Source organism: Photobacterium sp. Alg240-V54 (genome assembly GCF_900537155.1).
In the GTDB taxonomy this organism is placed as follows: Bacteria; Pseudomonadota; Gammaproteobacteria; order Enterobacterales; family Vibrionaceae; genus Photobacterium.
Genome location: NZ_UNRL01000002.1, coordinates 172,144 through 196,770 on the forward strand (window position 1 = coordinate 172,144; position 24,627 = coordinate 196,770).

Sequence of the window (24,627 nt, forward strand, 5' to 3'; positions counted from 1 at the left end):
AAATATATTAGCTAATTATTGAGTTAATTAAAAACACACTGCACTTTAATATAAGCAGTAATAATTCAATAATATGCAGTTGCATGATTTTTTTAATTTATTATATTTAATCAGTATTTAGAAGGAACTTAAGTACTGATTATTTTTAATCATATATAACTTTATTTTTTTCGATTTTCGAAATTAATAAAGGAAGGGTTTTAAATGAAAAATAGCTTTTTACGACGTCGCATATTTGAGATTCGTGCTGGAGTCAAAGATTTAGTATGGGGAATAAAAAACCCAGAGTCTTTTAAGCGTAAAAATACACTTAGTCCAATAATGGGTAGGTTCTCATCTTATAAATTCGAGTTGCTTTCTGGTATTAAATCAGAAGACTATCTTTCTGATGCTTTTTATTTCAACCAGCTAGAAGGAAAAATAAACAACTTTGAGTTAAGTGATTATTTCAATCATAAAGGTTATTTACCTTCTATTTTGCAATCAAATGCGATTCCATTATTGATCAATAACATTGCCGGTATTGTTTATGATGCTGACGATAATATTATCGATGCTAGCCTTGTTGCTGAAAAATTACGTAACGACCCTGTAAATGATGAGTTTGTCATTAAAAGGAGCGTTGGCACAGGTGGCGGTGAAAGCGTTGAAATCGGTAATGCAGAGAAAATTATTCCTTTTTTTAACCTTTATCGTAAAAAGAAATATGATTTTGTTATTCAGCCTCTGGTTAAACAACATGACAAATTAGCTGAGTTTAATCCATCATCACTCAATACAGTGCGGATTATGACACTGGCATATGACGACGAAGTTCATCATGTTTCAAGTATGGTGAAAATGGGCGGCCCTGGTGGCAGAATTGATAATGTCAGTGCGGGTGGTTTATGTATTGGTATTAAAAATGATGGTTCATTAACAACTTTTGGTTTTGACTGTTATCTTAATAAAACCACTCAGCACCCACAAACTCAGCTTGAATTTCCTGATAATTATGAAGTGCCTTACTTTAATGAAATGGTTGAAGTAGTGAAAGAAAAGCATCAACTATTTAAGAGTCATGGCATTATTTCATGGGATGTGAGTGTTGATAACAATGGTCACGTTACTATTGTTGAATGCAATACAGCATGGAGTGGGTTAGAGTCACATCAAGCATTTCATGGACCTGTATTTGAACAACACATGTCATATATAAAGAATATTAATTTATAATATTAAATACAATTATCGAATGATGAATAAATTATGTTTTTTGATAAACATTTAGGCTTATCATTGTTTATTTATCCTGAATTTAGAAAATAGCTCAAATTATTAGTTAATTTATTGGCAGGTAAATGCTTATAATGGCCACACTTAATGCTGAGTCGTAATTGTATTTGTTGATAATTGATGACATCAAATAATTACTGTAAATATATATAATAGGTTTGATACTTATTATTCGTATTTCATATGTTTTGTTGGTGTCATTATTTTCATACATTAATCCAATCATGACTTTGTGATATTAATTAAATATGACCTGTGTATAATGCAAAACTTTTCATTACACTAATAATACTGTTACATAAGGCTTATAAATGAAAAATAGCTTTGCACGTCGCTTTGCTTATGAGATTTTGGCTAATGCTAGATATATTAAATATGGTATAAAAAATCCCAAATCTTTAAAGAGTAAAAATATGCTAAGTCCTTTGACGGGACGTTTTTGGAGTCACCGTTATCAGGCTGCTTGTGGTATTGAGTCAGATCTTTATTTATCTGAACCTTATTTTTACAATAATCTAGAAGCAAAGGTTAACGATTTTGGTCTAAATAAATTTTTTGACCATAAAGGTTATATCTCAAATATCCTTAATAGTAATACAGTGTTAACAATTGCAAATTGTATTGCAGGTACTATTTATGATAGTAACAATGACGTTATTAAGTTTAATGATTTAGTTTCATATCTTGAACAATCACCAGTTGGTACTGAGTTTGTGATTAAACGCAGTATTGGTACCGGTGGCGGAAATGGTGTTGAAATCGGTGTTGCAAATCATATTGTCCCTTTTTTGAAAACGTATTTTAATGATAAATATGACTTCGTAATTCAACCAGTTATAACGCAACATGATGATCTGGCTATTTTTAATCCTTCATCGATTAATACTGTGAGGGTGATGAGTTTTGCTTACCAAGGCTCTGTATATCCAGTTTCAACAGTATTAAGAATGGGTAATGGTGGCCGTATCGATAATTCTGCTGCTGGTGGTATATCGATTGGCGTTGATAGTAGTGGTAAATTGCGTGATTTTGCAATTGATCATGATTTTAAAAAGTATTATCAGCATCCAAGAACATCGATTAAATTTTCAGATGGTTATAGCATTCCTTATTTTAATGAGTTATTGGAACTGGTTAAAGATAAGCATAAATGTTTAAAAAGCCACGGTATAGTTTCATGGGACTTAACCGTTGATAATGACGGCAGAATGTCCGTTATTGAATATAATGCAGGTTGGGGGGAAATTAATTTCCACCAAGCAAATAATGGTCCCATATTTAAAAATCATATTAAATATATAAAAAGTATTAATAAGTGAGGGTGTAAAGTGGAAAGTCTAGAATTTAGATTGTTCTCAAAGATCATCTCTAAAATACCAATTAAGACTCGATTACAGATATTATTTTTCCGAAAATTTAAGCGATTTATCAATTTTGATAATCCTCGGACATATAATGAAAAAATTCAGTGTAAAAAGATAGCCGATCGAAATGAACTATTAACGATTGGTGCGGATAAAATAAAAGCGAAGGATTTCGTTAAAGATATTGTCCCTGAATTATATCTACCAAAAATGTTATGGGTAGGTGATTCACCCGAGTCGCTTGATGATTTAGATTTATCTACATTACCAAAAGATTACGTATATAAAGCAAACCATACTAGTCAGACGATTGAAATTATTCGTCATGGTAATCATCTTAGTAAAGATAAGATGAAATCGTTAGCAAAGGATTGGCTTAAAAAAGATCAATCTGGTGCGCTTGGCGAGTGGGCATATGAAAATATTCCACCAAGAGTCTTCATTGAAGAATATCTTGAATTTAATGGTCATGAACCTGATGACTATAAATTGTATGTATTTAATGGCAAAGTTGGCTTCATTCAGTTAGATTCTGGTCGTTTTACAAGCATGACCCGTAATCTATATGACGCTAATTGGGAAGAGCTAGGGTTTGAATATCATCACCCTCGTCGCCATCCTGCGCCACCTAAACCAGAATTTATAGATGAGATGATCCGTATTGCGGAAAAAATTGGTCAACATTACGATTTTGTTCGAGTCGATTTATATTTCTACGAAGGAAAAGTAACGTTCAGTGAGCTGACAATGTATTCAGCATCTGGATTTTTAACGATGCCTGATGATTGGGATTTAAAAATCGGCGATCTGTGGACACAAAATTATAAGGTGAAATAATGAAATATTTAGTGACTGGTGCTGCTGGCTTTATTGGCGCAAAAGTAAGTGAAGAATTATTAAAGAAAGGCCATGATGTTGTTGGTCTTGATATTGTTAATGATTATTATGACGTTGCGTTAAAAGAATCACGCTTAGCACCGCTGCTAAAAGACAGTAAATTTGTCTTCAAGAAAATTGATATTGCGCATTCTCAAGATGTATTAGATTTATTTGCTGCCGAAAAATTTGATCGTGTTGTTCACCTTGCAGCTCAAGCTGGTGTTCGTTATTCGATTGAAAACCCAATGGCGTATGCTGATAGTAACCTTGTAGGCCACCTTAATATTTTAGAAGGTTGTCGTCATAATAACGTTGCTCACCTTGTTTATGCATCATCAAGCTCTGTATATGGTCTGAATGCAAAAACACCGTTCTCAACTTCAGATACTGTTGATCACCCAGTATCACTTTACGCAGCAACTAAAAAATCTAACGAGTTAATGGCTCACTCGTACTCACATTTGTACAACATGCCAACCACTGGATTACGTTTCTTTACTGTTTATGGTCCTTGTGGTCGTCCAGATATGGCACCTTTTATTTTCACTAAGAAAATTCTAGATGGCGAAACAATTGATATTAACAACAACGGTGATATGTGGCGTGATTTCACTTACATCGATGATATTGTTGAAGGTGTTATTCGTATTGCTGATGTGATCCCTGCGCGTAATGATGATTGGACTGTTGAAGAAGGCACGCCAGCATCAAGCTCTGCACCATACAGTGTTTATAATATCGGCCACGGTAGCCCAATTAATTTAATGGACTTTATTAAAGCGATTGAAGCTGAATTAGGCATTGAAGCAACTAAGAATTTCCGTGGTATGCAACCTGGTGATGTTTACCAAACGTATGCAGATACGCAAGATTTATTCAAAGCTACCGGCTATACCCCTAAAGTCGGCGTGAAAGAAGGCGTTGCGAACCTCGTTCGTTGGTATAAAGAATTTTATAATAAGTGATCCCATGGCAAAGATAGCTATATCAGCCAATACAAGTTGGTATTTATATAACTTTAGAAAGAACACTATATTATCGTTAATCGAAGCCGGCCACGTTGTTACGGCGATTGCACCTCGAGATGATTATTCAACAAAGCTTGAACAATTAGGGGCGCGATTTATTCACATTGATATTGATCAAGGTGGTACAAATCCGATTAATGATGCAAAAACGTTTTTTGCTTTTAATACTATTTTTAAAGCTGAAAAGTTTGATGTTGTTTTAAACTTTACACCTAAAAATAATATTTATGGCACAGTTGCGGCATCAAAAAATGGTACCAAAGTCATTAATAATATCGCTGGTTTAGGTATTATTTTCATTGACGAAAATATGACTGCCAAAATAGCGCGCCGATTATATAAATTTAGTCAGCGTCGTGCTGATAAAATCTTCTTCCAAAACGAAGATGATCGCGGGTTATTTATCGACAATAAGCTGGCGGATATTTCAAAGACGGATCGCTTACCAGGCTCTGGTGCTGATCTCTCGCGTTTTGCAATATCACCAGCCGCAGATGATGGCGTAGTGAGCTTTTTATTAGTGGCACGTATGCTTTATGACAAAGGTATCGGTCATTATGTTGAAGCTGCTCGTGAATTGAAACAACGTTACGGCGACAAAGTACAATTTAATTTACTTGGCTTTCTAGATGTGAATAATCCTTCTGCTGTATCACGCGCAGAGATGCAAGTATGGGTTGATGAAGGTATTGTTAATTATCTTGGTTTTTCAGACACTGTTGAGGAAGAAATCGCGAAAGTTGATTGTATGGTATTGCCATCTTTCTATCGTGAAGGTGTCCCTAAATCATTACTTGAAGCCGGTGCAATGGGTAAACCAATAGTGACGACAGACAATGTTGGTTGTCGCGAAACGGTTGACCATGGCGTTAATGGCTACCTTTGCCAGACACGTTCAACAGCAAGCCTTGTAGAAATGCTCACTAAAATGATTGAGCATTCTCATCAAGAACGTCTTGATATGGGGCTAGCAAGTCGCCAAAAAATCGAAAATGAATTCGATGAAAAAATCATAATTAATAAATATCTAACGGCTATTGAAAGCATTATCTAAGAGAGATTTCATGAAAATTACTATTGCAGGTACAGGCTACGTAGGTCTGTCAAATGCCATGCTATTGGCACAAAACAACGATGTTATTGCTGTCGACATTATCGAAGAAAAAGTAAATCTTCTTAATAATAAAAAATCACCGATTGTTGACCGTGAAATTGAATATTTCTTAGAAAACAAAGATCTGAGTTTTGTTGCAACGCTTGATAAGCAAATGGCTTATCAAGATGCTGAATACGTTATCATCGCAACACCAACTGATTATGATAGCGTTAACAACTACTTTAACACTTCTTCTGTAGAAGCGGTGATTAAAGATGTGTTAGCGATTAACCCTGATGCAGTAATGATTATTAAATCAACTGTACCAGTAGGTTATACTAAAGAAGTTAAAGAAAAGTTTGGCTGTGACAATATTATTTTCTCACCTGAATTCTTACGTGAAGGCCGTGCATTGTACGATAACCTTTATCCATCACGTATCATCGTTGGTGAACAAAGTGAGCGCGCAACAGTTTTTGCTAGCCTATTACAGCAAGGCGCTATTAAAGAAGATATCGAAGTATTGTTCACAGATTCAACAGAAGCTGAAGCTGTTAAATTATTCTCAAACACATATTTAGCGATGCGTGTTGCTTACTTCAACGAGTTAGATACTTACGCAGAAACTAACAACTTGAATGCACGTCAAATTATTGAAGGTGTTGGCTTAGACCCACGTATTGGTAATCACTACAATAACCCATCATTTGGTTACGGTGGTTACTGCTTACCAAAAGATACCAAGCAATTACGTGCTAACTATAAAAATGTACCAAATAGCATTATTGGTGCGATTGTAGATGCTAACACAACACGTAAAGACTTTATTGCTGACTCTATTATTAGCCGTAATCCAAAGCGTGTAGGTATCTACCGTCTTATCATGAAGTCTGGCTCTGATAATTTCCGTGCTTCAAGTATTCAAGGTATTATGAAGCGCATTAAAGCTAAAGGTATTGAGGTTGTTATTTACGAACCAGTACTTGAAGAAGCTGAATTCTTCCACTCTAAAGTGGTTAAAGATTTGAATCAATTTAAGCAAGATTGTGATGTAATTGTTTCTAATCGCATGGCTGAAGAATTAAGTGATGTAGCTGATAAAGTTTATACTCGCGATATATTCCAAGAAGATTAATAACAACGTTCAATGAGTTTTAATTTTATTATTAACTCAATTAATTAATGAGCGCAAATAATGAAACAATAGGGGAGTAATAGTTCGCTATTATATTCTCTATTGTTTCTTTTTATATGCGAATGTATCCAATTTAAAAAAGTGTTTGTTATGTTTACTGGATATTGTTTTATCTTTATCTCATCATTAATATTTTTATTTATAATGAGAGTTGTAGCGAAAAGTGTTGGTTTAGTTGATAAACCCAATGCTCGAAAGCATCATAAAGGCGCAATTCCTTTGGTGGGCGGAATTTCTATTTTTGCTGCTATTTGTGTTACCTTTTTGTCATTTCTTCCTCATTCCCGTGATTTATATTTATATTTAAGCTGTGCTCTAGTACTGATTATTCTTGGTGCATTTGATGATCGTTTAGATATAAGTTTTAAAATACGCTTAATTGTTCAAGCTGCTATTTCTATTGCAATGATAGTGATTGGCGGTCATAGCCTACATAATCTTGGCTTTTTAATGGGCAGTGAAACAATTCAACTGTCTGTATTTACAAGCTATGTTATTACTATTATCGGTGTTATTGGTGCAATTAACGCATTTAACATGGTTGATGGTATTGATGGTTTATTAGGTGGATTAGCGGCAGTAACGATCGGTTCGATGGGCGTTGTGTTTTTCTTATCAGGTAATACTTATTTAGGCACTGTGTGTGGTTTGATTGTTACGGCAATTATACCTTACATTATGCTTAACTTAGGCATTCCATTTGGCTCTAAAGCAAAAGTCTTTATGGGTGATGCCGGCAGTATGTTTATCGGCTTTACCGTTGTATGGTTATTGATCAAAGCAACACAAGATCCTGAATCATATGCTTTTAAACCAGTAACAGCATTATGGTTGATTGCGATTCCATTGATGGATATGGCGACAATTATGATTCGCCGTATTCGTAAAGGGCAGTCACCGTTTAAGCCAGACCGTGAACACTTACACCATATATTCCAACGCCTTGGATTATCATCCCGTCAGACGTTACTGACTATCTGTGCGATGGCATTAAGTTGTTCTATTATTGGCCTGTGGAGTGATTACGCAGGTGTTGCTGAGTCAACCATGTTCGTTGCTTTCTTAGTGATGTTCGTTTGTTACTTTGCTGCGATTAGCCATATTTTCCGTATTGTTGCCTTTGTGCGTAACATCCTCGGTCTGAAGACACATAAATCGATATCTAAATAACAAAATACTGTTGTAAAAACAAAAAAGGCCGAGTAATCAACGATTACTCGGCCTTTTTTTATGCTGTTTATCCACTTTTTCGTATAACTTAACTCATAACTGGACTATAAACAGCAGATATAAAAACGCCTCAGCAAAATAAATTGCTAAGGCGTTGATAAATATGGCGCTCCCTGCTGGAGTCGAACCAGCGGCCTTCCCCTTAGGAGGGGGACGCTCTATCCATCTGAGCTAAGGAAGCATGAGCATAGTATACGCGAAAATGCACAGAGGTTAAGAAAATAGTATTATTGATTCAACTGCTTGGTCAGTAAATCGCCAGGTTGAATGCTTGAAGCCAATTGCGGCTGGTTAACACGCAGTTCTGCTGATTTTTCATAGACACGATCGACTGTGAGTGTAATCGCTGTTGCAACCATTCGGTTGCGTGGAATCCCTTTCTGATCGATAAAACCCGCGCTATGCCATAACTTAAGTTGATCACCATTACGCACTCCGTGTACACGACCAACATTGATTTGCGCCACTCCCTGATGAATATTAATGATTTCAGGTAAGCTTGCTCGACACGACAACGCACTTTCAATATCAAGCATCATATTTTGAGTAATACGCTGAATGCTTTGTCCATAAGGTGATACCCAAAAGCGAGCAGTTTTAGTATCAACATGACTGGTGCGTGCAAACGGCCATAAGCCAATATCTCGATAACTATTTTGATAAATCATCTCACCGGTTTTGCCATCCATAATATCTAAGTTGACTGCAAACTGGCGATTAATAGTATCAGCTTGTAATGCGTGATCATCGACAGTGGCTGAAAGATCGGTGATCTCGCCACTGATCAAATATTGGGCGTCATTATCTTCCGCAAGCATCATCATCGCATCAGCATGATTGGCACTAAAAGGAACTTGTGTCATCCCCGTGACTAAAAAACTTTGCGAACGTTGCTGAATATTTTTTTTCAGCACTTTTGAGAAATCATCACCTAATTGATAAATACTGCCCATTGCTGCTTGTTGAGGCTCTGCCAGTGAAAATCTACCCAGTAATAATCCTTTCTTATATTGTACCTTGTGGCAACTTTTTGCCGATGGGTAAATATCTATTCTGGCAGTGACATACATTTTGCCGCCCGCCTGTTTTTGTTCCAGCACGCTAATATGCCGAATCTCATTGCCACTAAAGCGGTATTGTTGTCGATCTTCTTGCAAATAACTTTTGAGTAACGGTAAGCTGGCTATCTCACCACCAGTGAAGGTCATTGCTTGAAATACGGCGTTCTCTAAGGCATTAACACGTGCTGTCGCCTTACTTTCAAGGACCGTTGCCTCACCTGTTATTTGTACCCATTGCGCATGACTAGCGTTTGAGAACAATAACCACAGGCCACTCAAACAGATTGCTATTTTTTTATTCATAAAAGACCAGTTTAGGTATGTTTTTTGCTTTAATCGAGACATAGCTGCAAAGGAATGCAAAGAGTGTTCCCAATTGGTGGTTATTATTAAAGAAATTGTGTTCGTGAACGATATCTTCTTTATCACGCGTATCGAGAGTGGCAAAAAATGAACAATATTATACTGGTGATGTGCGCGCTGTTAGTTACAGCCTGTGCAGCTCCGCAAGTTTATAACGGCAAACAACAATTTTCCTCAGTAGGGTACTCATTAACAACAACGCCACGTCATACCGTTGATTATTTTGTTGAAGGCCTGACAAATCAGTTAATTGAATCGAATCAATATTTAACTGCAAGCACTCCTTTAGCTGTAACATCATTTGTTGATCTGCAAGATATGGGAGCAACTAACTGGCTTGGTAATGTTGTCAGTGAAAACTTCATGTTTCAGATGCAGCAGCGCGGCTTTACGGTGGTTGATTACAAATCAACGGGAGTGATTAAGGTTACCCGCAATGGCGATTTTAGTATTAGCCGTAATTGGCAAGAATTATCAGGTCAACAACCGGTTGATTATGTGCTTACCGGCACCATGTTACGTCAAAGTGGTGGCGTATTAGTAAATGCGCGTATTATTGGCATGCGCTCGCACGTCGTGATTGCCACAGCTCAAGGTTTTTTACCTGCAGATCGTATTGGACGTGACTTAGATTTCATGAATAAGATTCAACTTCGAAATGGTGTGATTATGCGCACTGAACAACAACAGACCACGACTAATAATGTGGTATTACGACCTTAAGGATAAGCGCGATGACGAAATGGCTAACAGTAATGTTATTGGTCGTAGTATCAGGATGTTCAACCTCAAATAATGGCCTTAATTCAAATTTAACCCATAGTAATGAGCTAGTCTCTGCGGTTGGTTATGCATCTATCAGTGAGCAAAATGGTCGTACTCAAGAAGAAAAAAGTTTACGTGCCATGCGTGCATCAAAGCTTGATGCTTACCGTGAACTATCTGAGCAAATATATGGTCTTCGCATATCGGCGACCACGTCACTTTCTAACCAACAATTAGGCCCTGAAGTCACTGATGGAGCGGTTGATGGCATTATTCGTGGTGCAAAGGTGATCCGCAGTTACCCTGTGGGCGATAGCTACGTCACTGAAATGGAATTGAATTTAGGTTTAATGGAACGTATGAAGCAACACGGTGAAGTGTTTCATGTGCCTAATAATCAGCAAGTCATGTTTTAATCTTTATGCTTTTAGGTTGGTGCCTAATGAGCGTACATTTTGCGCCTTACCATCACAATTATAAGTCATTTGATGACGGCCGCGACTTTGCTGAAATAGGTTATTAAGCTTATGAAAACTTAATTGCGCCCGTTGTAAGACTTCACCATTGATATCGTTACGCTGCTTACATAAGGTCACTAATTGTTGAATGTGTTCAACCTGTTGACTGAGTAAAGCATCCTCTTGCAATTGCTGGCGCTGAGGATGATTGGCAATCAGGTAATCGTGTTGTTGAACACTATTAATGATCGCAAGTTTTTCTTTGGCAAACTGTTCTATTTCTAATGCGCGTCGATGCGCAATCGCTGTTTTCTCTTGGTTGAGTAATTCAGCAAGTGATACCAAAGCTGTTTGTTGTAGCTCAAGCAATTGCTCAATAGTGTGTTTCATGACCAAGATCCTTACAGTGAATACGCAATAATATTAATTGTTTTAAAGACCATTAAGTTCATCTTCAAATTTAATCATATTGTTGGCAAGTTTATCGGCATCAATAGTATAACTGCCATTAGCGATGGCTTGTTTGATTTGATCCACTTTTGCAGAATCAAAACTGGTTTCAGCTGCTAATTGTTGATGAATTTGACCAACAGCTTTGCCTTGAGAGCTTAATGAGACCGCATCGTGTTGTGGTTCAATAGCTGTTGGAGCGGTACTTTCTGTTGCCGTTTTCTGAGTATTAACTGTACGGCTAGTATTCAGTGGTTGCCCACCACGTAAATGATCAATGCTTGTCATAATATTGTACCTGTCGATGTCAATGGTTATAGTCAGTTATCGACGTATAGACTTCAAACTTTAGCTTTTTTTGTGCGTTAACGCCAAAATTTTATGGCGTTGGATATTGAGGTGAATGGTCATCAGTTGATGGTTGACTTAATACTTCACGGAGACTTCACCAACAGCAGTAATGACGCCATCAATAATGCGTTTTGATTTAGTGTTTTGGACTCGAATCTCATCACCTATTGCACCATCAGATAATGCTTTTCCCGCTGTAACAATCGCTAACCCTGACTGACCGGCACGAATTAAAACACTGTCATTACGGCATACTAGGCAAATATCGTTAGCTTGAATCACATCACCCGCTTTTACCGTTCGCTTTACTTTAGAACCAATAATTTGCTGCGGATCAGTAAAGCTAATGCCACGCTGAAAGCGGCTCTCTACCATGGCAATTTTGAGGTTAGCGGCACTGAGTAGTGCGCCACGGCCTAAATGGGCAGTGGCAATCACTTGTGGCAAGGTTTGTTGAACACTAACGGGAACATATAATTGCCAATTTTCAGTTTTGCAGCGCACTAAAACGGTGACATTACCCGCTAATGTTTGTTTACCTGGCGTCGATGCTTGCAGTTGGCTACTACAAACCGGAAACCGTAATCGTGAATCGAGTTTTGCTGCGGTGACCTTAATACTGCCAAATTCGGGCTGTATTAAGGTCTGTTTTATATGGCTGACAGCGGTTTGTTGAATAAGTGCTTGCTGAGAGAGTGGTGTCGCATGAATATTTCCACTAAAGCTCAGCAGTAAACTGCCGATAATCATGCAAACTAGATCTAAATATCGATGAGTGATCACGGTGTCATATTCTCTGTCGGTGTTAGAAAATCAGTAGTTAGACGACATATCATAAGTAATTATTCATAAAATTGCTTGTATTGGTCAGATTAATATTCTTGAGCAGGGAGCTATTTCACATGTCAGGTCTTTTAGATTCCGTTAATCAACGTACTCAGTTGGTTGGCCAAAATCGATTAGAGTTACTTACGTTTCGGCTCAATCGACGCCAGCGCTATGGCATTAACGTCTTTAAAGTAAAAGAAGTTTTACAGTGCCCGAAATTAACCGCAATGCCGAATTTACACCCGTTTGTAAAAGGGGTGGCTTATATTCGTGGCCAAACCATTTCAGTGATCGATATTAGCCTTGCTATTGGCGGTCGACCTGTTGAAGACATCAGTAAGTGCTTTATTATTATTTCGGAATTTAACCGTTCGGTGCAGGGATTTTTAGTCTCAGCGGTTGAGCGGATTGTTAATATCAATTGGGAAGCTATTTTACCGCCGCCACAAGGGGCTGGGCGAAGTAATTACCTTACCGCGGTCACTGAGATTGACAACGAGCTGGTGGAAATTCTTGATGTTGAAAAGATCCTTGACCAAATATCTCCGGCAGATACCCGTTTATCAACTGAGCTCCTTGATGAAATTAATCTGATAACTCCAGCAGTAAAAACCGTGCTAATTGCGGATGATTCCATGGTTGCACGTAAGCAAGTTCAGCGGGCAATTGAATCTATCGGCTGTGATTGTATTTGTGTCAAAGATGGCAAGGAAGCGCTGAATACACTACAAGCTATGGCAGCTAAGGGCAGTATTTATCAACAGTTGGCACTGGTTATTTCTGATATCGAAATGCCAGAAATGGATGGTTATACCTTAACTGCGGCTATTCGTGGCGATCAAGCCTTAAAAGATTTGCATATTATTTTGCATACCTCTCTTAGTGGTGTCTTTAATCAAGCAATGATTGAACGAGTAGGAGCTAATGCTTTTATTCCTAAATTTAATCCTGATGAACTCGGACAAGCGGTCAAAAATGCCATGGTACCTATTGTTAACACACCAGCTTAACCATCAATAAAATTCGACGTGTAGTAATAATATAAAAATAATAAAGAGCAATTAATGACAACATTAACGGTAAATGATCAAGATTATCATGACTTTTGTCATTATCTTGAAGCGCAGTGTGGCATTGTTTTGGGGGACAATAAACAGTACTTAGTTCGTAGTCGTTTAAGCCCATTAATTAAACGTTTTGGTATGGAGTCTTTATCTGCGCTGTTGCAACTGACACTCAGTGGACGCAATCGTGAAGTGCGAGTGGCTGTGGTGGATGCAATGACAACCAATGAAACGTTATGGTTTCGTGACGGCTATCCTTATACGGTGTTAGCTGACAAGGTGTTGCCAGAATTAGCTGCCAAAAGAAGACCATTTAAAATATGGTCAGCGGCAAGTTCGTCAGGTCAAGAACCATATTCAATTGCGATGACCATTTTAGAACAACAGCAAAAACGGCCGGGACTATTGCCTAACATTCAGATCACAGCTACAGATATTTCCCAAACTATGCTCGATATGTGCCGTGAAGGGGTGTATGACCAGCTAGCGTTAAGTCGAGGCTTGTCTACTGCGCGTAGAAAACTGTTTTTTGAACCTCATGCTAGTGGCGGCATGATGGTCAATCCGCGAGTGAAGCAATTGGTTAGTTTTCGTACGCAGAACTTAAAAGAAAGCTATGTTTTATTGGGTAAATTTGACGTGATATTTTGCCGCAATGTATTAATTTATTTTTCTGCAGAAACCAAAATCAAAGTGCTTAATCAATTAGCGGCGAGTTTAAACCCAGGCGGATATTTATTCTTAGGGGCATCAGAATCGTTAACCGGATTGTGCGATAAGTTTGAAATGGTACGCTGTAACCCGGGTATCATTTATAAATTAAAATAAGAGTAAGAGTGGGGGAGGTTTGAGAGTTTGAGTTTTCGAGTTTCGAGAGTTTGAGTTTTCGAGGATTTGAGTTTTCGAGGTTCGAGTTTTCAATATCTAAACTCAGTTGGAAAGGTTGCTACTATATTATTAGCGATTAAGCTTTTCTCGCCACTCGTTCCTTTCTCCTACTTCCCCTCGCCCCTTTTTCCTACCCTCTTTTCCATCTTGGCATTGTCCTTGCTTTACATCTGTTGTCATTGTGACTGTGAACAACACCGTAGAGGCAAAATATGTCGATTTCTTTTGATAAAGCATTAGGTATTCATCAACATACCGTTGGTGCTCGCGCAACCCGCGCCGAAACGTTGGCGAGCAACTTAGCCAATGTCAACACACCAGGCTTTAAAGCAAAAGATGTCGACTTTAGCCGCGTCTTACAATCGGCAACCGCAGGGGCAAACGTTGGCCTTAATCGTACCAATGGGCGGCATATTACTGCCTCTGGTGGTGCTAGCGGTGAACAGTTATATCGCGTACCTACCCAACCTGACAGCGGTGATGGCAATACAGTCGATGCGCAATTAGAACAAAACTTATTTATGCAAAATAGCATTGAATATCAAGCATCGTTAGACTTTTTAGGTTCTAAATTTAAGAATCTCACCAAGGCATTGAAAGGGGAATAATGGATGAGTTTATTTAATATTTTTAATGTTACCGGCTCTGCCATGAGTGCCGAGTCAGTACGACTCAATACCACCTCAAGTAACCTTGCCAATGCCAACAGTGTCAGTAGTTCTGCGCAAGAAACTTATAAAGCGCGTCATCCTATTTTTGCCGCAGCACTTGATAGCGCGTCTTATCAAGGCAGTGCCAGTGTACCAGTACAACTGCAAGGTATCGTTGAAAGCAACGAGCCATTAAATGCTGAATATAATCCAGAGCATCCATTGGCAAACAGTGCGGGCTATATTTATAAACCGAACGTTAATGTGATGGAAGAAATGGCCAATATGATCTCAGCATCACGCTCTTACCAAAATAACGTTCAAGTTGCAGATGCCAGTAAGCAAATGCTAATGAAAACATTGCAGATGGGCAAATAAGCAAAGGAGCGAGTGTTATGACAACCATTAATGGCGCAGGGCAATCCCTTTCTTATCTTGACCAATTAAAAGGCATGCAAGATAAAAAAATTGCTGAAGAGCAACCGACAACGGGCACTAATCAATTAAAGCAAGATGATTTTTTATCGTTGTTAACCAAACAATTAGCGCAACAAGATCCGTTTAAGCCCGTAGGTAATGATCAGATGATCGCCCAAATGGCGTCTTTTGCTACTGTTGATGGCATCAATAAAATGAATGAGCAATTTGGCTCACTCAATAGTGCTATGACATCTAACCAAGCACTGCAAGCATCATCGCTAGTCGGCCAAGATGTACTTATTCCAAGTGCGTCGGCGCTAAAAAGCCATGATGGTGAAATGGCGGGTATGGTGCGCATGCAACAAGGAGTCGATAACGCCATTCTACGAGTTGAAAATGAGCAAGGCGTATTAGTGAAAACCGTTACGCTTGGCGCAAAATCAGCCGGAGAGCATCCGTTTGCATGGGATGGCAAAGACGATGCTGGCAATGTGATGCCACAGGGTAAATATAACTTCTCGGTATCAGGTAATGTTGGTGGTGAAAGCCAACAATTTGAAGTATTAACTCACGCTAATGTAAATAGCGTTTTACTGGGTAACAGCGACGGTAAAGTGATGTTAAACCTCGCTGGTGTGACAAAACCTGTCAACCTCGCTGAAGTCTTACAAATTGGTAAAAGCGCCCAATCTGCGGCACCACTTAGTACACAACAAGGATAATTGAACTCATGAGCATGAATATCGCATTAAGTGGCTTGGGTGCTGCGCAAAAGGACTTAAATACCACCAGTAATAACATTGCCAACGCCAATACCTTTGGCTTTAAAGAGTCGCGGGCAGAGTTTGGCGATGTGTATTCAAATTCTATTTTCTCAAATTCTAAGACCACCACGGGTGGCGGTGTTCAAACCTCAACGGTGGCACAACAGTTCCATGAAGGTTCAAGTATTTATACCAATAACCCGTTAGATTTACGGGTATCTGGTGCCGGTTTTTTTGCGGTGGCAGATAACAAAAATGAAGCCGCCAACAGTAATCTAACCCGTAATGGTGCGTTTCAATTAAACAATGAAAATGAACTGGTTAACTCTGAAGGTAAATTCTTATTAGGTTATCCAGTGAACCAAGATACTAATACGGTGGCTTCTTATGAGGCCAAATCACTCAAAATTGATGATGTGTTTGGACAGCCAACGGCCTCTAAAAATATCAAAGTCTCTCTTAATTTACCTAATAGTGAGACGAAACCTAAAAGTCAGCCGTTTGATTTTAAGGATCCAGATTCATTTAGCCGTTCGACCTCATCAACCATTTATGATTCATTGGGTAAGCCATACAAAATGACCACTTATTATGTGGCAAAGTATGATCCTAATGCAGCGACTCCTGCGCTGCAGCAAGCCAATACATGGGAAGTTTATCAAACCGTGACCAATAACAATGGTGACGAAGTGGCGTTGGACGTAAAACCGTGGTCATTATCTGATGAGTATATGACGGATCCAAAAGTGAGTCCGCATATTGGCTACATCATGAAATTTGATGCTAATGGGCAACTTCAGGCGGGTTCTCCAAATGAGATACCAATGGAAAGCTTTGCCGATGCCAAGATCGATGTTGGTGGTGCTGATATTAATCAGGCACTAACCATGAAATATGATGATCCAACCCAGTACGCCTCAGCATTTGAAGTACGTAAGTTTCAAGATGTTGATGGTGCAACAACGGGCTATTTATCCAAAGTTGATATCGATCCTGATGGCAATATCATGGCGTCTTACTCCAATGGTAAAGATTTAATCGTCGGTCGCGTGGCAATGGCACGGGTTGCCAATGAGCAAGGGCTGACACAACTTGGTGGATCGCTATGGAATGCAACCCAAGAGTCAGGTGAAGTGGTATGGGGGGATGCATCCCAAGGTTCATTTGGTGCTATCAAAAGCGGTACTCTAGAGCAATCAAACATTGATATGACTCAAGAGCTGGTGGATTTGATCAGTGCTCAGCGTAACTTCCAAGCCAGTTCTCGTGCTTTGGATGTTAATAACCAACTTCAGCAAAATATTCTTCAAATTCGTTAATTTCAAATACGTTCATTATTATTAATTGCTCAACGCCACCGCTATCGGTGGCGTTTTTGTATGTTCAGCTCTCAGTTTCTGAACGTTGCTATTTTTTATTTATATCTTGGCGTAATTTTTGCTTTAAATCCGCTATTGAACAGAGGAGTGTCAAAAAAATGGATCGGGCGCTGTTTCTCGCCATGAGCGGGGCAAAACAAGATATGCAAGGTATGCGAGTCCATGCCAATAACCTTGCTAACGTCAGTACAACGGGCTTTCGAGCTGACTTACAACAAGCACGTAGTATGCAGGTGTTTGGTGAAGGCGTACCAAGCCGCGTGTTTACCATGGCTGAGCGTACTGGTAATGATTTTGCGCAAGGTTCAGTGATCAATACTGGGCGTGATCTTGATGTGGCTATTCAAGGTGATGGCTGGTTAGCTGTTCAAGATGCCAATGGTCAAGAAGGCTATACCCGTGCTGGGCATTTGAAAGTTGATCAAATGGGCATGCTGCAAAACAGCAATGGTCAGTTGGTACTGGGACGTAACGACAGCCCTATTTTTATTCCTCTACCGATCAATAAAATTGAAATAAGTAAAGATGGCACAGTGGCGGTATTACCCAAAGGCGCGCCGCCCGATACCATGGTGACGGTTGATCGCATTAAACTTGTAAAGCCTGATAATCGCAGTTTATTTAAAGATACTGATGGCTTATTTAAAGTGATTGGTAATCGTGATCCTTTAGATGCCGATGCTAGCGTCAATTTAGCCAAAGGCATGCTTGAAGGCAGTAATGTTAACGCCGTCGCTGAAATGACCAGCATGATTGATTTACAGCGTCACTTTGAAATGCAAGTGAAGTTAATGAAATCAGCCGAAGAAATGGATAAGTCTTCTTCTTCACTGATGCGTATCAGCTAATTACTAAAGGACGATCAGCATGCATCCAGCATTATGGGTCAGTAAAACAGGTTTAGATGCCCAACAAACCAATATCTCAACCATTTCTAATAACTTAGCTAACGCCTCGACAATTGGTTTTAAGAAAAGTCGTGCTGTTTTTGAAGATTTATTCTATCAAAATATTAACCAACCTGGCGGTAAATCAACTCAAGACACCACTCTGCCAAGTGGCTTAATGTTGGGTGCGGGCTCAAAAGTGGTTGCTACTCAAAAAGTGTTTACTCAAGGTAATACTCAAACGACCAATAACGCTATGGATATGATGATCGAAGGCGACGGTTTTTTCCAAGTATTACTGCCTGATGGCAATATCGGTTATACCCGTAATGGTCAATTTACGATTAATGATCAAGGTATTTTCGTCACTAGCGGCAGTGGCTACCCTGTGCAGCCTGAAATTGTGGTACCTGATAATGCAGTAGGTATTACTGTTGGTACTGATGGTGAAGTCTCAGCACGTATTCGTGATCAACAGGAAAACGAAGTTCTGGGGCAAATAACCACCGCTGATTTTATTAATCCCGCGGGTATGGAGCCGATCGGGCAAAACTTATTCTTACCAACGGGTGCTAGTGGCGATCCACAAGAAGGCACGCCGGGTTTAGAAGGTTTTGGTTCTATTCGTCAATCGATGCTTGAAACCTCCAATGTTAATGTGACCGAAGAGCTAGTGAACATGATTGAAGCACAACGGGTTTATGAAATGAACTCAAAAGTGATCTCAACTGTTGACCAAATGCTAAGTTACGTTAATCAGCAATTATAACTCGATTGGTAAGGAGCTTGCGGTGAAAACACACCAAAATCGTTATTGGCGTTGGAGCATTATTGCGCTGATTTGTGGATTAAGTGGTTGTATGTCGACCCCTGATACGGTTGGCAGTGATATCGAAAAAGCCACCACCAATGTTGATGCTGTTGAAGGTAAGCAGCCGCAGTCCAAAAGCTTGATTGAGCGCTTGCGTGGCCGTGAAGATGCACAAATGAACGATCCGGCGTGGAACCCAGTACGACCACAACCTAAACCAGAGCACTATGCTACTGCAACCGGATCGTTATTTAATCAAGCTCAGGCGCAAGATTTATATGATGACACTAAGCCGCGTGGAATTGGCGATATTGTGACAATTTTGCTGGAAGAGAAAACGGCGGCTAAGAAAAGCGCCAGCTCTGATCTCGATAAAAAAACCGATCTTAATATGAAGCCGATTGATCTTGGTGGTAAGCCTGTCACTTTGCATGATTACACTTTGTCTTATGAGATGGCGAATAATAACTCTTTTGCCGGTTCAACTTCTGCCGATCAAAGTAACAGTATTAAAGGCTCGATCTCGGTTGAAGTGGTCGATGTGCTCAGTAATGGAAACTTGGTGATCCGGGGTGAAAAGTGGTTAATGCTCAATACTGGCGAAGAATATATTCGTGTTAGCGGCAATATTCGTCCCGATGACATAGATCAAGATAACACTATCGCCTCGACCCGTATTTCTAATGCACGGATTCAATATTCAGGCACTGGTGATAGACAAGATATTCAGCAGCAAAACTGGCTATCACGCTTTTTTAATGTCGCTTTCTAAGCCTCACCTTAATTCGCAGCGGAGAATCGCTTGAAAATTTCGTCAATATGTATGCTAGCCTTGGCTTTATTTACCACCACTGCGCAAGCAGCACGGATCAAAGATGTCGCCGCCGTTGCAGGCGTGCGTAGTAACCAATTAGTCGGTTATGGATTAGTGGTCGGTTTACCCGGCACAGGTGAAACCACCCCGTTTACCGAGCAAACTTTTAATGCGATGTTGCAAAACTTTGGTATTCAATTGCCTGTCGGTACTAAACCGAAAACCAAAAATGTCGCCGCCGTTGCGGTGAATGCGACTTTGCCTGCGTTTACCAAGCAAGGTCAGACGATTGATATTACTGTGTCTTCGATTGGCTCTGCCAAAAGTTTACGTGGCGGCACATTATTACAAACGTTTCTTAAAGGTCTTGACGGTAAAGTGTATGCGATTGCTCAAGGCAGTTTAGTGGTCGGAGGCTTTAGTGCTGAAGGTGCTGATGGCTCTAAAGTGGTGGGTAATACCCCAACAGTGGGACGAATCACCAATGGTGCGATGGTTGAACAAGAAGTATCAAACCCGTTTGGGCGTGGCGATTATTTAACCTTTAACTTGTACGAATCTGATTTTACTACCGCGCAACGAATGTCTGATGCGATTAATCAGTTTTTAGGCCCACAAATGGCATCAGCTGTGGATGCAACCTCGATTCGTGTCCGTGCGCCGCGTGATGTTAGTCAGCGAGTGGCTTTTTTATCAACGGTTGAAAATTTAGAGTTTGATCCCGCTGAAGGCTCGGCAAAAATCATTGTTAACTCACGCACTGGCACTATTGTTATCGGCCAGCATGTTAAGTTACGTCCAGCAGCAATTACTCATGGTGGCATGACGGTATCCATTAAAGAAAATGCGCAAGTGAGTCAGCCCAATGCCTTTGCTGGTGGTGAAACCGTGGTCGTGCCTAATTCACAAATAACTGTTAATGAATCCGATGCACGCATGTTCAAATTTGAGCCGGGAGTGACCTTGGATGAATTAGTACGAGCGGTCAATCAAGTCGGCGCAGCGCCATCAGATTTAATGGCGATTTTACAAGCGTTAAAGCAAGCTGGTGCGATTGAAGGTCAGTTAATCATTATCTAATCAGTTAGTGCATCATTACTATAAAGGGAGCCGCAATGAAGCAAATAGAGCCGGGTTTTATTCATGACTTAAGTAATCTTGATCGCTTACGTGCAGGAATTAATAATGATAAACAAGGCTCTTTGCGCGAAGCGGCAACCCAGTTTGAATCTATTTTTACGCAGATGTTATTTAAATCGATGCGTGAAGCCAATAGCGCCTTTGAATCAGATTTAATGAGTAGCAATAACGGTAAGTTTTACCAGCAAATGCACGATGAACAACTCTCTTCGCAGCTTAGTACCACTGGTAGTTTAGGGCTGGCGGATATGATAGTTAAACAGCTCGGTGGTGAGCAACAAGATTTGAGTCAACACCAGCCGACAACCGAACTTCGACCTCAGCAGCAACCGCAGCCATTTACGATTCGGCCAATTAATGCCGATGCGCCGGCTTTAGCTTTAGCCACAGCGACTGCCACAACATCACCGTTAGCCGCACCAGCACCATTAGCACCAGCGCCTATTGCGGTAAAATCAAGCGCGGTTAATCCGGTTGAAGCGCTGCCTGCTGCGGTCGCTAAACCGACAAGTTTTGCCTCGGCAGCGGAATTTGTTGATCACATGAAACCTTATGCGCAGCAAGCGGCACGTGCATTAGGCACCGATCCTGCGTTATTGATTGCTCAAGCAGCATTAGAAACTGGCTGGGGTAAAAAAGTGATCAATAATGCGCTTGGTTCAAGCAATAATTTATTTAATATTAAAGCCGATCCACGCTGGCAGGGGCAAAAGGTTGCCACTAAAACATTAGAATTTCATGATGGTATTGCCGTTCAAGAACAAGCCGCATTTCGTGCTTATGATTCTTATCAGCACAGTTTTGATGATTTTGTTAATTTCTTACAGCATAATCCGCGCTATTCAAAAGCACTGACGCACAGTACTCAGCCGCAACAATTTATTCGTGAAATTCATCAAGCAGGTTACGCCACTGATCCTAATTACAGCAACAAAGTGTTAGCGGTAATGAAAAAAGTGCAGAGCTTATTGTGATCAGGATGATCGGGGCGATCAAAGAATAAAGTAACTAAAAAGCTGGTGTATCGAGGGAGTTGTGAACAATGAAAGCAACAACAATCTTATACCACAATATCAACTAAGCTTGAGACCATTTTAATCAGATCGTTACTCTCAAATAATGCCCCTTCGACTTCCTTATCAGACACTTGTTTTGATTGTTGCTGATCATCGTTACTGTCAGTAATCAGCGGCACAACCACTTCTTTTATCGCGTAACCAATTAATCCAGAAAGTAAAACATTCATTAGCGCGATCCTTTGTTATGACGTTAGTTTTGTTAAGTGTTGATCTGTATCGGCAGCTTTGGCAAAAGTATAAGTAAATAAATGCCAATTAACAGTATTTATTTAAACATCGATGTCAGTGCGTTATTTATTTAAAAGTGGTTCAGTTCTTGCTTATTAGTTACAGCGTTATCGCAATACATTGACGGTAATGGTTTAATTTTCAGTGAGGGCAGTGGGCAATGGCGGTAGATTTGATGCAAATTGGGGTGAGTGGCTTACGCACATCTCAAAAACAATTGGATGTGGCAAGTCATAACATTACCAATGTCAACACGCCTGGATATAGCCGTCAAGTTGTTGAGCAAAAAGCAGATAATGCGCATTGGAATGGTAATAATTACTATGGTACTGGCGCTTATATTGATAACGTCAGTCGTGCCTATGATCAATTTGCAGCCCGCGAACTGACGCTATCAACCACTCAGCTTGAAGAAGCGAACGTTAAACAACAGCATTTAGCGATGTTAGATGACTTCACCTCTAAAAGCGCGGTTAATAGCGTGAACAGTATTAATGATTTTTATCACTCGGTGCGTTCATTAGCGGATAACCCAAGCGATCTCGGTAGCCGTCAAACGGTGCTAGAACATGCTAATCAAGCGGCGGTTAATCTTAATAATGCCCACGAAACCCTCACCAATATTCGTACTGATGTTAATCAGCAACTTGAGGTCTCACTTGAACGCGTCAATGCGCTAGGGCAAGAACTTGCCGCCGTTAATACCAGCCTGCAACAACAATCAACTAGTGATGGCAGTAACGATTTGTTTGATCAACAACGAACGCTGATCAACGAATTAGCCAAATATACGCAAGTGACAGTGTTAGCGGATAAAGGCAGCTTAGCCAATACGGTTATTATTGGCAGCGGTGATACTTTAGTTTCAGGCGTGAGTGCATCGCAGTTGAAACTCGTCGATGGCGATCCTGATGTTGCCAATAAACAAATCGCGTTAATCAATGGCAATAATAGCAAACCGATTAAGAGCGATACTATTGGCGGCAGCTTAGGGGCGATGCTAACGGTACGTGATGATGTGATTGATAAAAGTTTGGATCAACTCGGACAAATGGCAATTGGCTTTGGGTCCCAAATGAATGAGTTGCAACAGCAGGGCGTTGATCTTAATGGTCAGCAAGGACAAGCATTATTTAACGATATTAATAGTACCGAAGCGATGTCACAACGGGCGCTTAAACCCTTTGGTAGCAGCAGTGATATTAGCGTTAAAATTGATGATATTAACCAGCTTAAATTAGGTGATTATCAATTAGTCAGTGAGGCCGAGGAAGGAATAGATAAAAAAATATCTATTAGTCATACGGTTATTGATCAGCAAGGTAACAAAACTAAACTTGAAGCCGATGCTGATGCTGATGGCAAGTTTGTTGCTAAGGTTGATGGTCTCGAAATTACCATTAATACGCCACCAACATTAATAACGGCTGGTGAGACTGAAACTACCATTATTCAACCTTTACGCCGTGGTGCAGCGGATATTTCACTGGCAATGACCGATCCGCGTGGCTTGGCAGGTCACCGTCAGTTTACAGCTATTGCCGCGGAATCCAATCTCGGCTCAGCAACCATCACTAAAGCAGAGAATGTGCCTGATAACGCCGCTGGGCGTTATCAACTAAAATTGAATTCAGTTGATGAGAAGATGACGGTAACTGTCACTGATTTAAAAACTAATGACGAAGTTGAATTAGTCGATAATAGTTATTCCGTTGATGATGGCGCAACTATTGTGTTTAAAACCAGTGATACCACATCAATCCCAGTGATGACTTTATCAGCAGGTGCAAAAGCCAATGATAGTTTTGAGATTGAACTTGGCGCGCAAAATGCCCAAGGCGGCAACGGTAACTTTTTAGCGATGCAGCAAGTTCAGCATCAAAAGACCATGGCGAATGGTAAATCCAGTGTGATTGATGTTTTTGAAGGCTTAGCGACAGATATTGGCATGCTTAAAAAAAATGCCGATAAATTAACTGAAGTAAATCAGCTTGATTTTGATTCCGCCTCAGAGCGAGTATCGAATTTATCAGGGGTCAACCTTGATGAAGAAGCCGCTAATCTAATGAAGTTTCAACAATCGTACATGGCGTCATCACGAATTATGTCGGTGGCAAAAGAAACCTTTGATACCTTAATGCGCGCAGTATAACCAGGAGT

26 protein-coding genes and 1 tRNA gene are annotated in these 24,627 nt (G+C 39.9%); 21 read left to right on the forward strand and 6 right to left on the reverse strand.

All coding sequences use genetic code 11. The annotated features are described in order from the left end of the window. Nucleotides 1–204: 204 nt before the first annotated feature. From G6R09_RS06255 to wecA, 7 genes are all read left to right on the forward strand, one after another. Complete coding sequence (locus G6R09_RS06255) at nucleotides 205–1,215, forward strand: sugar-transfer associated ATP-grasp domain-containing protein (protein WP_163921241.1); 1,011 nt, start codon at nucleotides 205–207, stop codon at nucleotides 1,213–1,215. Between the two features lie 371 nt (nucleotides 1,216–1,586). Continuing rightward, nucleotides 1,587–2,594, forward strand: a complete 1,008-nt coding sequence (locus G6R09_RS06260; RefSeq protein WP_163921244.1) for a sugar-transfer associated ATP-grasp domain-containing protein — start codon at nucleotides 1,587–1,589, stop codon at nucleotides 2,592–2,594. Nucleotides 2,595–2,603: 9 nt separating this feature from the next. Then, nucleotides 2,604–3,476, forward strand: coding sequence for an ATP-grasp fold amidoligase family protein (locus G6R09_RS06265; RefSeq protein WP_065166490.1), 873 nt, complete (start codon nucleotides 2,604–2,606; stop codon nucleotides 3,474–3,476). Continuing rightward, nucleotides 3,476–4,483, forward strand: a complete 1,008-nt coding sequence (locus G6R09_RS06270; RefSeq protein ID WP_065166489.1) for an NAD-dependent epimerase — start codon at nucleotides 3,476–3,478, stop codon at nucleotides 4,481–4,483. The genes G6R09_RS06265 and G6R09_RS06270 overlap by 1 nt, the downstream gene beginning before the upstream one ends. A gap of 4 nt (nucleotides 4,484–4,487) precedes the next feature. Further along, nucleotides 4,488–5,600, forward strand: coding sequence for a glycosyltransferase family 4 protein (locus tag G6R09_RS06275; protein ID WP_065166488.1), 1,113 nt, complete (start codon nucleotides 4,488–4,490; stop codon nucleotides 5,598–5,600). 10 nt (nucleotides 5,601–5,610) lie between these two features. Next, the gene (locus G6R09_RS06280; protein ID WP_065166487.1) at nucleotides 5,611–6,777 is read left to right on the forward strand and encodes a nucleotide sugar dehydrogenase; all 1,167 of its coding nucleotides are present in this window, start codon (nucleotides 5,611–5,613) and stop codon (nucleotides 6,775–6,777) included. 150 nt (nucleotides 6,778–6,927) lie between these two features. Further along, nucleotides 6,928–8,007 (forward strand): UDP-N-acetylglucosamine--undecaprenyl-phosphate N-acetylglucosaminephosphotransferase, encoded by a 1,080-nt coding sequence (gene wecA / locus G6R09_RS06285; RefSeq protein WP_107204512.1) that lies wholly within the window; start codon nucleotides 6,928–6,930, stop codon nucleotides 8,005–8,007. Between the two features lie 164 nt (nucleotides 8,008–8,171). On the opposite strand, the gene G6R09_RS06290 is transcribed toward wecA, so the two are convergent. Both G6R09_RS06290 and G6R09_RS06295 read right to left on the reverse strand, forming a co-directional pair. Continuing rightward, nucleotides 8,172–8,248 (reverse strand) — tRNA-Arg (locus tag G6R09_RS06290). A gap of 46 nt (nucleotides 8,249–8,294) precedes the next feature. After that, nucleotides 8,295–9,431, reverse strand: coding sequence for a flagella assembly protein FlgT (locus G6R09_RS06295; protein WP_163921247.1), 1,137 nt, complete (start codon nucleotides 9,429–9,431; stop codon nucleotides 8,295–8,297). Between the two features lie 147 nt (nucleotides 9,432–9,578). On the opposite strand from G6R09_RS06295, the gene G6R09_RS06300 reads away from it, so the two are divergent. Together G6R09_RS06300 and G6R09_RS06305 are read left to right on the forward strand one after the other, a co-directional pair. Next, complete coding sequence (locus tag G6R09_RS06300) at nucleotides 9,579–10,214, forward strand: FlgO family outer membrane protein (RefSeq protein ID WP_163921249.1); 636 nt, start codon at nucleotides 9,579–9,581, stop codon at nucleotides 10,212–10,214. Between the two features lie 11 nt (nucleotides 10,215–10,225). After that, a complete protein-coding gene (locus G6R09_RS06305; RefSeq protein ID WP_163921252.1) occupies nucleotides 10,226–10,672 on the forward strand; it encodes an LPP20 family lipoprotein in 447 nt (148 codons plus the stop codon). 3 nt (nucleotides 10,673–10,675) lie between these two features. Here the strand turns inward: G6R09_RS06305 and flgN are convergent, their stop codons facing one another. From flgN to flgA, 3 genes are all read right to left on the reverse strand, one after another. After that, complete coding sequence (gene flgN, locus G6R09_RS06310; RefSeq protein WP_065166484.1) at nucleotides 10,676–11,104, reverse strand: flagellar export chaperone FlgN; 429 nt, start codon at nucleotides 11,102–11,104, stop codon at nucleotides 10,676–10,678. A gap of 42 nt (nucleotides 11,105–11,146) precedes the next feature. Next, nucleotides 11,147–11,452 carry a flagellar biosynthesis anti-sigma factor FlgM gene (flgM, locus tag G6R09_RS06315; protein ID WP_065166483.1) on the reverse strand — a complete coding sequence of 102 codons (306 nt, stop codon included), beginning with the start codon at nucleotides 11,450–11,452 and terminating at the stop codon, nucleotides 11,147–11,149. A 138-nt stretch (nucleotides 11,453–11,590) separates the two neighbouring features. Then, nucleotides 11,591–12,265, reverse strand: coding sequence for a flagellar basal body P-ring formation chaperone FlgA (gene flgA / locus G6R09_RS06320; protein WP_205522988.1), 675 nt, complete (start codon nucleotides 12,263–12,265; stop codon nucleotides 11,591–11,593). A gap of 152 nt (nucleotides 12,266–12,417) precedes the next feature. Here flgA and G6R09_RS06325 point away from each other — a divergent pair, with 152 nt between their 5' ends. The 11 genes from G6R09_RS06325 (at nucleotide 12,418) to flgJ (ending at nucleotide 22,134) form a co-directional block, all read left to right on the forward strand. Further along, on the forward strand, nucleotides 12,418–13,353 hold the full coding sequence (locus tag G6R09_RS06325; RefSeq protein ID WP_065166481.1) for a chemotaxis protein: 936 nt from the start codon (nucleotides 12,418–12,420) through the stop codon (nucleotides 13,351–13,353). A gap of 54 nt (nucleotides 13,354–13,407) precedes the next feature. Continuing rightward, a complete protein-coding gene (locus G6R09_RS06330) occupies nucleotides 13,408–14,235 on the forward strand; it encodes a protein-glutamate O-methyltransferase CheR (protein WP_065177250.1) in 828 nt (275 codons plus the stop codon). 272 nt (nucleotides 14,236–14,507) lie between these two features. Continuing rightward, nucleotides 14,508–14,903: a flagellar basal body rod protein FlgB gene (gene flgB, locus G6R09_RS06335; RefSeq protein ID WP_065166478.1), complete on the forward strand. Its 396-nt coding sequence runs from the start codon at nucleotides 14,508–14,510 to the stop codon at nucleotides 14,901–14,903. A 3-nt stretch (nucleotides 14,904–14,906) separates the two neighbouring features. Then, a complete protein-coding gene (flgC, locus tag G6R09_RS06340; RefSeq protein ID WP_065177251.1) occupies nucleotides 14,907–15,323 on the forward strand; it encodes a flagellar basal body rod protein FlgC in 417 nt (138 codons plus the stop codon). 17 nt (nucleotides 15,324–15,340) lie between these two features. Further along, nucleotides 15,341–16,087 carry a flagellar hook assembly protein FlgD gene (locus G6R09_RS06345; protein WP_060997101.1) on the forward strand — a complete coding sequence of 249 codons (747 nt, stop codon included), beginning with the start codon at nucleotides 15,341–15,343 and terminating at the stop codon, nucleotides 16,085–16,087. Between the two features lie 8 nt (nucleotides 16,088–16,095). After that, entirely contained in the window at nucleotides 16,096–17,448 is a 1,353-nt protein-coding gene (flgE, locus tag G6R09_RS06350) for a flagellar hook protein FlgE (RefSeq protein WP_163921256.1), read from the forward strand. A gap of 158 nt (nucleotides 17,449–17,606) precedes the next feature. Further along, complete coding sequence (flgF, locus tag G6R09_RS06355; RefSeq protein WP_060997099.1) at nucleotides 17,607–18,356, forward strand: flagellar basal-body rod protein FlgF; 750 nt, start codon at nucleotides 17,607–17,609, stop codon at nucleotides 18,354–18,356. 19 nt (nucleotides 18,357–18,375) lie between these two features. Next, nucleotides 18,376–19,164, forward strand: coding sequence for a flagellar basal-body rod protein FlgG (flgG, locus tag G6R09_RS06360; protein ID WP_163921258.1), 789 nt, complete (start codon nucleotides 18,376–18,378; stop codon nucleotides 19,162–19,164). A 91-nt stretch (nucleotides 19,165–19,255) separates the two neighbouring features. Then, on the forward strand, nucleotides 19,256–19,978 hold the full coding sequence (locus G6R09_RS06365) for a flagellar basal body L-ring protein FlgH (RefSeq protein ID WP_065166575.1): 723 nt from the start codon (nucleotides 19,256–19,258) through the stop codon (nucleotides 19,976–19,978). 51 nt (nucleotides 19,979–20,029) lie between these two features. Further along, nucleotides 20,030–21,100, forward strand: a complete 1,071-nt coding sequence (locus tag G6R09_RS06370; protein WP_240345719.1) for a flagellar basal body P-ring protein FlgI — start codon at nucleotides 20,030–20,032, stop codon at nucleotides 21,098–21,100. A gap of 35 nt (nucleotides 21,101–21,135) precedes the next feature. Continuing rightward, nucleotides 21,136–22,134: a flagellar assembly peptidoglycan hydrolase FlgJ gene (gene flgJ, locus G6R09_RS06375; protein WP_087844102.1), complete on the forward strand. Its 999-nt coding sequence runs from the start codon at nucleotides 21,136–21,138 to the stop codon at nucleotides 22,132–22,134. 86 nt (nucleotides 22,135–22,220) lie between these two features. Here flgJ and G6R09_RS06380 read toward each other — a convergent pair whose 3' ends face one another. Further along, entirely contained in the window at nucleotides 22,221–22,406 is a 186-nt protein-coding gene (locus tag G6R09_RS06380) for a flagellar hook protein (RefSeq protein ID WP_065166474.1), read from the reverse strand. A gap of 221 nt (nucleotides 22,407–22,627) precedes the next feature. On the opposite strand from G6R09_RS06380, the gene flgK reads away from it, so the two are divergent. Beyond that, nucleotides 22,628–24,619, forward strand: coding sequence for a flagellar hook-associated protein FlgK (gene flgK, locus G6R09_RS06385; protein WP_065177257.1), 1,992 nt, complete (start codon nucleotides 22,628–22,630; stop codon nucleotides 24,617–24,619). Nucleotides 24,620–24,627 lie beyond the last annotated feature (8 nt).